Below are 12,478 nucleotides of genomic sequence, written 5' to 3'. Positions count from 1 at the left end.
CCAGAATGGCTAATCGTCCTTGTTGTCCTTCATGACAACGGTGGTCTCGGTGTGGCTGAAGGTGTCGTGCTTCTCGGTCAAGTCGAGCTCGCCGCAGTAGCAATCGGCGTGGGTGGCCTCGTTGGCCGTCTTGAGCTGGCCTACCAGCAGCACGTCTCCGATGATTACGATGATCAGCGGTGCGACGATGTTGATGAGGATGCCCTCGATATCAAAGGTGAGGTAGTCCGGATTGAAGGCGTTCTCGCCCATAAAGAGAATCTGGGAGAGGACAAACCCGATCACAAAGAACAGCACCGAGGCGATGGCGAGCTTGGGCTTGGAGCAGGGAAGCTCGCCGACCATGCGGCCGGTTTGGCCGTTCATGGCAAACAGGTAGCTCTTGCCGTTCCACGAGGTGGAAAGCATCCACACGGGGAACAGAGCGTAGTTGCTGTCTTCCCAGGTGTAGTCGAGCTGCTTGCTTTCGACCGTGGCATCGTCATATTCGTCGACGACGGTCTCGCGCAGGGCCGAAATCGTACTTTCTTCCATACGACGCTCGGCGCGCGCCTTGCAGGTCTCGCAATCCTCATCGTAGCGGTTGGCGATGTAGCCGGGCATATACGCGACCGAGAACGGGCGCAGCGCGTCGTAGTCAAACGGCTCGATGGCGTCCATATGGCCGTCGGGCATCTTGGACGATCCGTCGACGGGCACGCGCTCAAACGAGATTTTGCCCTTACGGTAGGCGTCGTAGTGGTCGGTGGTCGTGACGGTGCGGTCGGATTCCTCGGTCACGGTCTCGTTGGTCGCATCAAAGTGCACTTCGCCGTCCACGCGGGCGCCGTAGAGCCAAAACGGCACGTAAACGCCTTGGACCTCGTCGATGTGGTTGCCGGTGACAAAGCTCTTGGGCAGCAGGATTTTGCCCTTGTAGTGCTCTTTGAGTGCTGCCATAACATCATCGCGCCCGAGCTTAAACGGAATCACCAGGTCGGGTGAGAAGTCGCCCGAGAGCTGGCCGGGCGCCACGGCGGAGTTGCCGCAGTATGGGCAGGTGGTAACGGCGACGGTGCCGTCCGAGACCAGCTCGGCGCCGCACGACGAGCAGATGTAGCCGGCGTTTTGGGCCAGATCCTGCACGGCATCGTCGACAGCAGGTTTGCGAGCCGCGGCTGCGGCATCGGCTTTGGCATCTGCCTTGTCCTGGCGCTCGCGATAGAGGGCCTCGACTTCTTCGACTTCAAAACGCGAATCGCAGTAGTCGCAGACAAGCTTTTGTTCGGCACTGGCAAAGTGAAGGGGGCCGCCACACGCGGGGCACTGATAGTTGACACTCTCGAAGGCCATGATCGGTCCTTTCCGTGCCGGAGGCTATGCGCCGATGGCGCCGCCGCAGTATTCGCAGCGTCCACTGGCATCGGGAATGGTGGTTGCACCGCAGAAGGGGCAGGTGACCGCGGTCTTGGGGGCCTTGGCGGCCACGACGCTGTCGCGCGTTTCCTGACGAAGCTGCACCAGTGCATCGCGGACCTCGGTTGCCTGGCGCTTGGCCTCGCGGTACTCGATGGACCCGCGCTGATCGATGGTGGAGTCGTTCACGCGCAGGTTGATCTCGGTAAAGTACGGCGTGTTGACGTGAATGGTCAGGTTAAAGTCGTAATCAAGGTCGTAGCGCGGCGGGTTGTAGCTCTTGCGCTCGCCGTCCTTGGTCTCGCGATAGATCTCGGTGCGATGCTCGTCGATATCCATATCGCAGCCGAGTACCTGTGAGAACTCGATGATGTCGGGATTGGCGTCGCGCCAGCGGCTCTGCGAAGTGATGATCAGCAGGCCCGCGTCCTCATCGAGCATGATGTTGGTGCGCCCGGCAGAGAGCGTGCGCGTGGGGTTGAACGAGGCCAGGCGCTCGGCGTTGGCCTCGCGGTAGGCGAGTTGCTCGCGGATATCGTCCGCGGTGCTGGAGCGCCAACCACTAAAGAAGGGGGAGAGCTTGCCTGCGCACTCTTTGCACAGGTAGCCTTCGTTGATTTTGGTCTTTCCCAAAAGCCCCAGTTCGGTACCGCAAATCGCGCACTCTTTTTTCTCGAACATCTTGTCAAAGAAGCCCATGGCTGCCTCCCATCAACAGGTAGCGTGTGTCACTTTTGATGATGGGTGAGCGCGCGATCTTTCACGATACCCAGACGGCTCAAGGAGTCTCCACAACTGGGACACATGGCCCATTTTCGGCCACTCATTGGGGACGTACTTAAATGAGTAGCAGTTGGGGATGCTCCATGCCGAATGTGGGCGCCGTCCCTGCTATGCCACGGTCACGGCAACCTGGGCGTAGCGGCTGCAGGGGCGCTCGGCGCGCGCCTGCACGGTAAGGGTGAGCACGAAGCGGTCGCCGGGCTGCGCGTCGGCGGGCACGATAAAAGCGGTGCTCACCGTGCATTCCTGCCACAGCGAAAGATCCTGCGTGCCTGCATAGCTCGACGGGTCCACGGCGACATCCCAATGTGCATCAAAGCCCTTGTCGTCGGGGTCGACGACGGTCGCTGCAAGGGTGACGCGCTCGCCGGCTGTAGCGCTGCGGTCGGCCGTGACCTCGACAACATATGCCGGATGCGAGCAGGCTGCCGGATCATGGGCGCACCATTGCGCGCGGGCGGCAAAGTCTTCCTGATAGGCGCGCAGGTAGGGATTGGGGTTGCCGTCTACGGGCGTGCCGATGGCGGCAAAACCGGCGGGTGCGTCCGTATCGGGATGTCCATCAAGAAACATGCGGCCGAGCAGTGTGTCGAAGCCGCGGTCGTCGATACCGCGCAGGCCAAACGGCAGCAGCGGAATATAGGTCATGCTGTCGCCTTCGGCCATAAAGTCGCCGCGCTCAAACTGCATCGCGGGCATGCCTTCTAGACCCCAATCCAGACGGGCATGCTTGCCAAACTGAAAGCGCTCGGGCTCATTTTCGTAGACCTTGCCGTCGCCATAGAGCATGTAGCGTGCCATGAGGGGGCCGTTGCCCTGCGTGAGATTCTGCTCAGGCCAAGGTGCCTTAAACAGCGGCAGCGTATCGGGTTGAGCCATCTTGGCATCGACATAGCCGCCATACATATAGGGCACACACCAAAAGATGAGCTCGGGAAAGAGCTCGCGTCCATGGTCGAGCCATGAGTTGTCCTGCCCCACGCCATCGGCAACGCCCATCACGCGCACCTTCTGATAGACCCGCTGCTGCACGGCAGGCCATTCGGGCGTGGCGCGATAACGCTCGGCAATACTCATGAGGGCGCGAACGATGGTGTTCATGCCACCCCAGCTGAGCAACCATAACGTACGCGGATCATCATCCAAGATTGCCTGCGCAATTACGCGAGATCCCTCAGTTTCCTCAGTCACATCACCCTCAAAGGCAACATTTCCCACAAAGGTGCGCTCGATCATCTGGGCGGGCGTGGGAAACGGCGGCTCACCGGCAGCGCCCGCATTCGCCTGCAACTGCGGCCAAGCCTGGGCGTATTCATTACTCCAGAGACTCTCAATCCAATGATCGGGAAACGGACGATACTCACGAAGCTCGCCGGCCAGCGGATCGGGTTCATGAGGCACAACATCCCACTCATAAGAGCGACGCCCTTTGGTCCGCCAATGCGAATTCACCTCGCCCAGCGTATGAACCCCATCCCCAAGAAAGTGATACTGCGAAGCCGTATACACCACAGCCTGAACATCAAGCACATTAAGATACAGAGCCAAATGAACGAGCGAGTTCATATCGTCGACTTCCATATCGGTAGTAACAATCACCCGAGTTAACTCTTGGGACATAGGAGCAGCTCCAATCAAAATCAATTCAGCCAGTTACGCGCAAGGCAAGACGGGACCCGGTCCCCGCGCCGGGACGGATTACCGTTTGACCCTGGCCGACCACTCCCAGCAGCCCACCGGCTCGCCGTCGATGAGTACGCTGCCCCCGTCGAAGTCTTGATAACACAGGTCGTTGAATTGGTGGATCCACACGCCGTGGTTGAACGTCTTCTTGGGCGAGCCGTCGGCCTCGCGATAGCGACCGGTCAGGTCCTCGACATGGCTAAAGTAGGTAAGGTGCACGTTGGCTCCGGCGTCACGCAGGCGTGCCGTGAGCGGCAGCACGGTCTGCTGCGGCGACACGAGCTCGTCGCCCTTGGAGTGCGTAAACCACAGCGGCGTCTTGGCGAGCGCGGCTACGTCCTCGTCCGTGGCGTTGTACCACGGGGCACAGCAGGGAAGGCCGGCGGCGAAGAAATCGGGGTAGTCGGCGCACAGGCGCAGCGTCATAAAGCCGCCGTTGGAAAGGCCAGCGACCACGATGCGGTCGGTGTCGATGCGGTCGGCATGCTCGGCGACAAACTCGTCGATGAGCGCCTTAATGACGGGGGAGTAGATGCTCTGGTTGGAGTGGCCGAGCTGCTCAGTGCCGTTGTCCATCCAAAACGTGGGCGACTGCGGCACGAGAACCCAGGCAAAGCCGCCAAAGTAGCGTTGGATCTGCGCCTGGCTGATGGCCGTCACGCGGTTGCCGATATAAGCGCGCGTGGCGCCCTCGCCTTGCGTAGCGCCCTTGCCCTCGCCAGCGCCGTGCAGGTACACCACGAGCGGGGCCTTCTGGGGCACGACTATCGTTTCGGGCGCGAAGGGGTTGAAGCAGGCGGAGTCCTCGGCCTTAAAGCTGGGCTCAAAGAAGCCGTACTCGAGCGCGATGCCGTTGACGGCGGTCTTTTGCGTGGCATTGCTCCAGCCCTTGAGCGCGGGACAGATGTCGCCGCGGCAGGTGTCAAAGACCAGGCCGCAGGTTGGATCGTCACCGTCATTGCCGGGAAGGGCCGCGAGCTGCGTGATGCGCAGCTGGTCGTCGAGCAAGCGCGAGCCCATCACGCTGCCCTCGATCTTCTTGGTCAGGCGCTGCTCGGCGATCTCGAGCGCCACATGGGTGCCAAAGGCGAGCTTGCGTCCGCACTCATCGCACGGATAGGCGGCGAGGACGTCGACATAGCCTACGGAAGGTGCGGCGTGGTCGGCGCCGCGCTCTTTGCGCATCAGGATCTCGCCCGTGCGTTCATGGCGCTCTACATATATATGGAAGGTGCGCGCATTGATATCGTTGGCGCGAACGGTGCACGGCAGGTCGAGCACGACTTTGCTGATCCAGGGGCCAAAGTCTCCCAGCGTGGTGACGGTTGCGTAGGTGCACGATTTGAGTTCCATGAGCTGCCTCCTCTGCGCCGCGAGTGGTAAACATCAGCGGCAATACAACTTAAACATGTTTAGTTTAATGCAGAGCTACAGAACAGGCAGATGAACTCGGTAAACGGTCAAAATGAACACTCAACAAATTACTAAACATTCGTTTATCACCATTTAGCAGGGCTTTTGTTGATGGGTCAACAAAGAATAGAGGTGTTTACCAAATTAAAAGACCACGTAAATAGGCATTTAGCAGCAGAGCGTCAAATAGACAATCCCTTACCGTTCAAGTACGTTCACCCCCGATTTCCTACCGTTCACCGGACTACAGACGGCAAAATTGCCACAAATTAGACGTTCCGTGTAAACTAAAGCCCGTAAACGTTCAGTAAACACATTGTTTACGACAGCGTATCCAAGGGTTCGGTGGCCGTAAGGGGTTATAGTCGCCGAGCCAAAGGCGTGCCTACGCCCAAACGAGTAGGCACACGATGATATGGGGAGGGGTCCCATGGCAGTAGATAACAAGCAGATTGCCACCGATGTCCTCGAGCTCGTGGGCGGTGCGGAGAATGTTTCCGTCGCCACCAACTGCATGACGCGTCTGCGTCTGACGCTCAAGGACAACAACAAGGCCGACGTGGAGAAGATCAAGAAGGTCAAGGGTGTTCTGGGTTGCCAGTTCGCCGGCAGCCAGCTCCAGGTCATCATCGGCCAGAACGTGCCCAAGGTGCTCGCCGAGTTCGTTGCCATGTCCGGCGTCAAGCAGGGTGCCGCGGTCGACGAGAACCTCGATGCTCCCAAGGAGAAGTTCGAGCTCAAGAACCTGCCGAACATCATCCTCGACTATCTGTCGGGCTCCATGACCCAGCTGATCCCGCTGCTCATGGCCGGCGGTCTGTTCCGCACCATCGCTGCGGTCCTCGGTCCCACCATGCTCGGCGTTCTCTCTGACACCGATCCGACCTACACGTTCCTCTACACCACCCTGTACGAGGCCACGTTCACCTTTATCCCCATCTACCTGGGCTATGCCGCCGCTAAGAAGCTCGGCGCCTCCCCGGTTCTGGGCATGCTCCTCGGCGGCGCCCTCATGGCCCCGTCCGTCGTGAGTGTCGCGACCCAGGATGGCGGCGGAATCATCTCCGTCTACGGCATTCAGATCGCCGCTGCCAACTATCAGCAGTCCGTCCTGCCGATTATCCTTTCGGTGCCTGTCCTCTACTTCGTCGAGAAGTTCTTTAAGAAGGTCATGCCCGACGTGCTCTCCACGGTCTTCACGCCGTTCTGCACCATGATCGTTACCATCCCCATCGCCTTCATCGTCCTCGCCCCGCTCGGCAACGAGATCGGCAGCCTCATCGCTAACGCCCTCTTCGGTCTCGCTGACATGGGTGGCATCGGTATCCTGCTCGTCATGGCCGTCCTCGGCGCCTTCTGGCAGCTCTTCGTGGTCTGCGGTATGCACATGCCCGTCATCCTGCTCGCTCAGGTTCAGATCATCGCTGCCGGCTACGATCCCTTCGTCTTCGTTTCCACCAACTGCGCTATGGCCGCTGTCTGGGGCTGCGCCTTCGGTGCCTTCCTCAAGATGAAGAACCCCGACGAGAAGGGTCTTGCCCTGGGCTACGTCATCTCCGCCATCGCCGGCGGCGTCACCGAGCCCGCACTCTTCGGTATCCTCATGCGCTTCCGTCGCACCATGTTCGGTATGTTCATCGGCGGTGCCATCGGCGCTGTGTTCTCCGGCCTCATGGGCGTTACCTATTACCTCGCTGGCGGTGCCTCCAACTTCCTGGTCTTCACCAACTACCTGCAGGGTGGCCAGATGAACACCGTCTGGGCTATCGTCGGTATGGCAATCTCCTTTGTCATCGCCGCTGCCGTCGTCTTCGTCGCCGGCTTCTCCAAGGAGGAGCTCGCCGAGATGGAGGCCTAAGGCCAAGCCATTCGGTCGCATACGACCTTACCTACACGACAGGGCCCCGTCAGGCGCAAGCCCGGCGGGGCCCTTCTTGCAAGGTAGACTGGAGTGGGCAAGTGGTGTCCGCCCGCAGGGGTTTGTTAAACGGCGGGGGCTTTCGCATCAGGGGTTACCGCGAAAGCTTCTGCCGGTTCGCAATTCCTTTATCGAGCGAAAGGACATGCAGATGAGTTTGGGAAAACTGACCGTCAACGGTCGTCAGGACGGTTTTTTGTGCGAGGGCAAGCCGTTCTTTTGGTTTGCCGATACGTGCTGGAGTGCGTTTACCAGCATCCCCGAGGCCGACTGGGACTACTATCTGACCCGCCGCGCCGAGCAGGGCATGAACGTGCTGCAGATTAACACGCTGCCGCAGTGGGATCGCTGCTGCCCCGATCTGGGCATTTGGCCCTATGCCAGCGAGGATGGCGTGCGCTTTGATTGGTCTCAACCCAACCAGGCGTATTGGGATCGCGCCGCCGCCATGTGCCGCGCTGCCGTCGAGCACGGCATTCGTCCGGCGCTCGTGCTCATGTGGTGCAACTACGTGCCCGGTACCTGGGGCGCTAAGATCGCCGAGCGTTGCGGTGCCGAGGTTATGCCGCGCGAGGAGGTCCGTGCCCACGTTGCCCGCGTCGTCGAGAACCTGGGCGAGTTCGACCCCGTCTACGTGGTGACGGGCGATACCGACTTTACCAGCGACGAGGCGATCGCCTACTACGAGGATGCTCTCGACGAAGTCGTCAAACGCGCGCCCGAGGCGTTGCGCACTATGCATATCAACCGCGGCAACCGCACCATTCCGGCACAGTACCTGGACCGTCTGGACTTTTACATGTTCCAGCCCGGCCACAACTACGAGGGCCAGCCCGAGGCCTGGCACTTGCCGCAGGACTTTATCGCCAACTACCCCAAAAAGCCGATGGTCAACTCCGAGCCCTGTTACGAGCAGATGGGCGCGTCACGCAACGTGTACTGGCGCTTCACCGCGCAGGACTGCCGCGCGAGCGTGTGGTCGTCGATCCTTGCCGGTGCGAGCGCGGGTGTGACCTATGGCGCGCACGGCGTTTGGAACTGGCAGACCAGCAAGAGCCAGGGCTCGGTGCTGGGCGAGGGCTTCGACATGCCGTTCCGCTGGCAGGAGTGCCTGCAGTTTGCGGGCGTTTGGGACTTTGGCGCGATCGAGCATGTGCTTGCCGGTCTGGGCGCTACGGCTGGCGACGACGCACTTGCCGTGGTTCCGGCGCAGGAGCTGCTCGATGACGCGCGCGAGGCCATTCGTGTGGCGCGCGTTGGCGATCACGTCGTCACGTACCTGCCGCGCACTACGGCGCTCAAGTTTAAGCTCGACGGCGCGTGCGGCTGGACGGCGACGGTCCTTGACATGGAGGACAAGCGCATCGCCAAGCTGCCCGTTCGCGACAACGGTGACGGTACCGTGCGCGTGGCTCAGCATCCCTTTGAGCACGACGCACTGGTGATCTTGGCTCCCGGGCGCTAACGGCTCTTCTCCAACATTTACAATCCAGTCCCTTTCATGAGGTTGCGACGGAATGGTTCGTGCATGACAGCTTTAAGCTGCCAAGGGAGCCATTCCGTCGCACTCATTGGGGACGTACTTAAATGAGTGGTAGTTGGAGACGCTCCTAGCCGAGCTAGAGGTCTCGCGTGTCCCTTCTGGTCCATGCGGCTCAAAATCGCGGCGTGATGTGGACGGTGGGCTCGAAATGAGCGGCATTTCGAGCCTGGCTTCGATATTGAGACTGGTTCTGCATTAAAATAGATTTCCAGACAATTGAGCGGCTGGGGGTTAACCATGAGAGGCACGGGAGACACAACCGCATGTCTGCGTCGGGGCATTCAGGAGATTATATGCCTGGCTCTGTTCTTCTTCACGTTTTTGGCGTGCGAGTATCTCTTTGATGTGCGCATGGCCGAGTTCGTGTCTCCGAACGAGGTCGTTATTTATGAGAGCCTTGTCCTCGGCGCGAGTGTGATTGGCTTTCTTGTACGTCCCGTTCTGTACTATCGCCGTCCCCATGCCATCGATGCAACGAGTGACGTTACGGGTGTTTTGCTGGTGGCGGCATTCCTGCTGTTGATTATGGCGGTTCGGACTGAGGTGGTAATCGCCGGCGGTTTGGTGGCGTGCTGCGCGCTGGGCTACTGCGGATCGACTGCCCATGCAAACTTTGCGCGGCGCTTTGCGCGGACGCCCTGCTTGGCGCGCGCCGCCGCACTTTCTTACGCCATGGGCGTTCTGGTGCAGGTTCTCAACCACATGGTGATGCCTGCCGGCATTCCTCAGCAGGCTGTTCTGGTTGTTTGTGCGATCGCGCAGGTGGCGTTACTTCATGGGGTCCGACGCGCCAAGCTGCGCGACGAGTCCGATCCAAACTTTGAACCCAGTGCTGCCGGGCTTTCGGTAGATGCTTTGGAATATGGCGCCAAGTGGCATGACGATCCCGAGGCAAAGGCGGCATTCCGCCGCGCCGTAGTTCGCCTGACCGTGGCGACGGCGTATCTTTCCGGCGTATTCGCCGCTCTTAACGCGGGCCTCACGACCTTGCATGCTACCGGAGCCGTTGATTTGGGCGATTGGCCGCGCCTGCTGCTTGTTGCGAGCTCGTTGGCTGCCGGCGCCCTATTTGACCTGCATGGCCGTTCGTATATGAATATCGGCATGACATGTGTCGCCATGCTGTCCACGCTTTCGTTCTTTGTGCTCATCATCGATGGCAATGGCGGTAACGAGCTTGCTGCCACGATCATCTTTTATCTGGGCTCGGGCTTCTTTGTGGTGTTCTTTACCACAAAATTCGCCGCTATCTCGCTCTATGCGCGCTGGTCATATTTTTGGCCGTGCATGGGTCGCGTCGTCAATAACGTGTGCTCGATGCTCGTGACGGCGCCGGCGGTGGCGATTATCTCGAGTCAAAACGTGCTGGCTGCAGTCGGCGCGGCACTCGTGATGTTTGTGGGTATTGCGATTACGCTGCTGGGACAGTTGGGGCAACGAACCGATGATGCCGTGATGCAGGACGGGCTGGCGCTTGCTGCCGACAATCTTGGTGGAGATCTTGCGCCCGCATGTTCCGACCCCGCGCTCGTGGAGGCAGCGGAGCTCACGCCTGATGAGCGCCTCGACGCCTTCGTCGCCACCTTTGGGCTTACAGAGCGCGAGCGCGATATTCTTGAGGCCCTGGTCGTTTCGGACCAGAGCGTTCAGGACATTGCCGCAACGCTTTTCCTTTCGCGCTCCACGCTCTATCGTCACATTTCCTCGATCAACAAAAAGACCGGTACCGCCTCGCGTGTGGCCCTGATCAACTTCTTCTGGTCCTGGGCACCCAAGGACTAGCGTATGAGGCGCCGCCCAGTTCCTTACTCTAACGGGGGGATGTGGCTCCAAAGCGCACCCGCATCGACGCTTCGCCTGCGCTAAACTGGAGGGCACGTACGCGATTACGAGAGGAGCCCGCATGGAGGCTTACAAGCAAGAGTTCATCAAGTTTATGGTTGAGTCCGACGTTCTTAAGTTCGGCAGCTTTACGCTCAAGAGCGGCCGTCAGTCCCCGTTTTTTATGAACGCCGGCGCTTACGTGACAGGCTATCAGCTCAAGAAGCTGGGCGAGTATTACGCCCAGGCCATCCACGATAACTTTGGCGACGACTTTGATGTGCTGTTTGGACCGGCCTACAAGGGTATTCCGCTGGCCGTCGTGACCGCAATTGCCTACCACGAGCTGTACGGCAAGGAGGTCAAGTACTGCTGCGACCGCAAGGAGGCCAAGGATCACGGTGCCGATAAGGGCAACCTGCTGGGTTATGAGCCCCAGGACGGCGACCGTGTGGTCATGGTCGAGGACGTTACCACCAGCGGCAAGTCCATCGACGAGACCTATCCCAAGGTTAAGGCTGCCGCCGACGTCGAAATCAAGGGCCTGATCGTGTCTCTCAACCGCATGGAGGTCGGCAAGGGTGGCGTGACCACCGCTCAGAAGGAGATCGAGGCAAAGTACGGTTTCCCCGTCGCGAGCATCGTCTCCATGGCCGAGGTCGTCGAGACCCTCTACAACCACGAGATCGATGGCAAGGTCGTCATCGATGACGAACTTAAGACCGCCATCGACGCCTACTACGAGCAGTACGGAGCTCGGGAGTAGGTAGTTACGTGGGTTTACCAACCCTATCGGTTCCGCCGTTCTGCCGAACGGCGGACCCACCGACGCTGCGCGCTGCCCAGAGCGACAATTTGTCATTCAAAAGGCGAGGCATGACCAGAAGGTCAATGCCTCGCCTTTTTCATGCCAACTTGTTCGCCCTGGACGTCGCTCGCTGTCCGTCCTCTACTTGCGGCGCTGTCTTGCTCCGGATGCGGCCCGCTCGCTGCCGTTGCCAGAGTAGTCATTGGGGACGTTCTTAAACGACTACTTAAGCCCGGGCAGGCGAGTATAGGGGAACGAACGCTCCAGGAATTCGGAGCAGCGGGCGTAGTCTTTGGCGAAGTAGCTGCTGTAGAGCGAATCGAGCACGTATTGCACGGCGATGTGGCTGGCGAACTGCGTGATGCGATGCGTCATGCTCTCGTGGTCACTCACCGTAAGGTAGGCGGCAAAGCCGGGGTGAATGCGAGCGCAATAAGGCGTGCCGATGACGATGACCGGGACATGCCGACTGCTGAGGATCGGCAAGATGTCCTTGAGGTTGGGGGCAAGGCCGCTGTAGGAGATGACGATTGCCGCATGGTCGGGATCCGAGGCGAGCGCCGTTCGCACCTGGGCCTCGACACCGTTGTGGCACGTCGCGCTTTTACCGGCGGAGAGCAGGCGGTCGCGGAACATTCCCGCTGGATAGAGGTTGTGCGAGCCCGTGTAGATGTCGACCTGTCGGGCGTTCGCGATGAGCTTGGCGGCGTGGTCGAGCTGCGTGGGGTCGAGCAGCTCCTGCGTTTCGGCCAGCGTGGTCTGGTAAAGCCCCTCCATGCGCTCCATAACCTGCGCAGGGCTGGACGTAGCATCAAAGGGAAAGTTGATGTCCACGTCGCGGCGGTTTCCCGCCTCGGTTGCCAAGCGAATAAGCTCGACCTTGAGATCCTTAAAGCCCTCGAGGCCGAGCTTTTTGCAAAAACGATGCACGCTCGCGACCGAAACGTTGGTGCGCGCGGCAAATTCCTTAATAGAAAGCCCGCGGATGTCCTGACCGATGGCAAGGGCTGCAATGCCGAGCTGTTGCTCGGTGGGGGTGAGACCCTGCGCCTCGGTGATCTTGCGTTTGATATCCATACGAACTCCCACACTCGCCAAACCTGCCAAAAAGGGA

General features: G+C 60.0%; 9 protein-coding genes. 4 read left to right on the top strand and 5 right to left on the bottom strand.

What is annotated here, in order from left to right; translation table 11 throughout:
* Window positions 1–9: 9 nt before the first annotated feature.
* The 4 genes from ACQRAP_RS07130 to ACQRAP_RS07115 form a co-directional block, all read right to left on the bottom strand.
* The gene (locus ACQRAP_RS07130; protein WP_427747637.1) at window positions 10–1,332 is read right to left on the bottom strand and encodes a hypothetical protein; all 1,323 of its coding nucleotides are present in this window, start codon (window positions 1,330–1,332) and stop codon (window positions 10–12) included.
* A 24-nt stretch (window positions 1,333–1,356) separates the two neighbouring features.
* Window positions 1,357–2,094, bottom strand: coding sequence for a DUF4428 domain-containing protein (locus ACQRAP_RS07125; RefSeq protein ID WP_427747638.1), 738 nt, complete (start codon window positions 2,092–2,094; stop codon window positions 1,357–1,359).
* Window positions 2,095–2,286: 192 nt separating this feature from the next.
* Window positions 2,287–3,798 carry a nucleoside hydrolase-like domain-containing protein gene (locus ACQRAP_RS07120; RefSeq protein WP_427795246.1) on the bottom strand — a complete coding sequence of 504 codons (1,512 nt, stop codon included), beginning with the start codon at window positions 3,796–3,798 and terminating at the stop codon, window positions 2,287–2,289.
* 78 nt (window positions 3,799–3,876) lie between these two features.
* Window positions 3,877–5,214: a prolyl oligopeptidase family serine peptidase gene (locus ACQRAP_RS07115; protein WP_427747640.1), complete on the bottom strand. Its 1,338-nt coding sequence runs from the start codon at window positions 5,212–5,214 to the stop codon at window positions 3,877–3,879.
* Window positions 5,215–5,704: 490 nt separating this feature from the next.
* Here ACQRAP_RS07115 and ACQRAP_RS07110 point away from each other — a divergent pair, with 490 nt between their 5' ends.
* From ACQRAP_RS07110 to pyrE, 4 genes are all read left to right on the top strand, one after another.
* A complete protein-coding gene (locus ACQRAP_RS07110; protein ID WP_418825681.1) occupies window positions 5,705–7,132 on the top strand; it encodes a PTS transporter subunit EIIC in 1,428 nt (475 codons plus the stop codon).
* A 211-nt stretch (window positions 7,133–7,343) separates the two neighbouring features.
* Complete coding sequence (locus tag ACQRAP_RS07105) at window positions 7,344–8,657, top strand: DUF4038 domain-containing protein (RefSeq protein WP_427795245.1); 1,314 nt, start codon at window positions 7,344–7,346, stop codon at window positions 8,655–8,657.
* A gap of 315 nt (window positions 8,658–8,972) precedes the next feature.
* Window positions 8,973–10,517 carry a LuxR C-terminal-related transcriptional regulator gene (locus tag ACQRAP_RS07100; protein ID WP_427795244.1) on the top strand — a complete coding sequence of 515 codons (1,545 nt, stop codon included), beginning with the start codon at window positions 8,973–8,975 and terminating at the stop codon, window positions 10,515–10,517.
* A 121-nt stretch (window positions 10,518–10,638) separates the two neighbouring features.
* Window positions 10,639–11,322 (top strand): orotate phosphoribosyltransferase, encoded by a 684-nt coding sequence (pyrE, locus tag ACQRAP_RS07095; RefSeq protein WP_006236284.1) that lies wholly within the window; start codon window positions 10,639–10,641, stop codon window positions 11,320–11,322.
* A gap of 264 nt (window positions 11,323–11,586) precedes the next feature.
* Here the strand turns inward: pyrE and ACQRAP_RS07090 are convergent, their stop codons facing one another.
* The gene (locus ACQRAP_RS07090) at window positions 11,587–12,441 is read right to left on the bottom strand and encodes a MurR/RpiR family transcriptional regulator (protein WP_427719831.1); all 855 of its coding nucleotides are present in this window, start codon (window positions 12,439–12,441) and stop codon (window positions 11,587–11,589) included.
* Between the last annotated feature and the right edge of the window lie 37 nt (window positions 12,442–12,478).

Source organism: Collinsella sp. SGI.180, assembly GCF_050313455.1.
Taxonomy (GTDB): domain Bacteria; phylum Actinomycetota; class Coriobacteriia; order Coriobacteriales; family Coriobacteriaceae; genus Collinsella.
This window is presented reverse-complemented; position numbering and strand designations above follow the sequence as displayed.

What these genes read in the sequence shown, in the direction of transcription:
- ACQRAP_RS07130 (WP_427747637.1), bottom strand. Translation starts at nt 1,332, where the DNA reads ATGGCCTTCGAGAGTGTCAACTATCAGTGCCCCGCGTGTGGCGGCCCC.
- ACQRAP_RS07125 (WP_427747638.1), bottom strand. Translation starts at nt 2,094, where the DNA reads ATGGGCTTCTTTGACAAGATGTTCGAGAAAAAAGAGTGCGCGATTTGC.
- ACQRAP_RS07120 (WP_427795246.1), bottom strand. Translation starts at nt 3,798, where the DNA reads ATGTCCCAAGAGTTAACTCGGGTGATTGTTACTACCGATATGGAAGTC.
- ACQRAP_RS07115 (WP_427747640.1), bottom strand. Translation starts at nt 5,214, where the DNA reads ATGGAACTCAAATCGTGCACCTACGCAACCGTCACCACGCTGGGAGAC.
- ACQRAP_RS07110 (WP_418825681.1), top strand. Translation starts at nt 5,705, where the DNA reads ATGGCAGTAGATAACAAGCAGATTGCCACCGATGTCCTCGAGCTCGTG.
- ACQRAP_RS07105 (WP_427795245.1), top strand. Translation starts at nt 7,344, where the DNA reads ATGAGTTTGGGAAAACTGACCGTCAACGGTCGTCAGGACGGTTTTTTG.
- ACQRAP_RS07100 (WP_427795244.1), top strand. Translation starts at nt 8,973, where the DNA reads ATGAGAGGCACGGGAGACACAACCGCATGTCTGCGTCGGGGCATTCAG.
- pyrE (WP_006236284.1), top strand. Translation starts at nt 10,639, where the DNA reads ATGGAGGCTTACAAGCAAGAGTTCATCAAGTTTATGGTTGAGTCCGAC.
- ACQRAP_RS07090 (WP_427719831.1), bottom strand. Translation starts at nt 12,441, where the DNA reads ATGGATATCAAACGCAAGATCACCGAGGCGCAGGGTCTCACCCCCACC.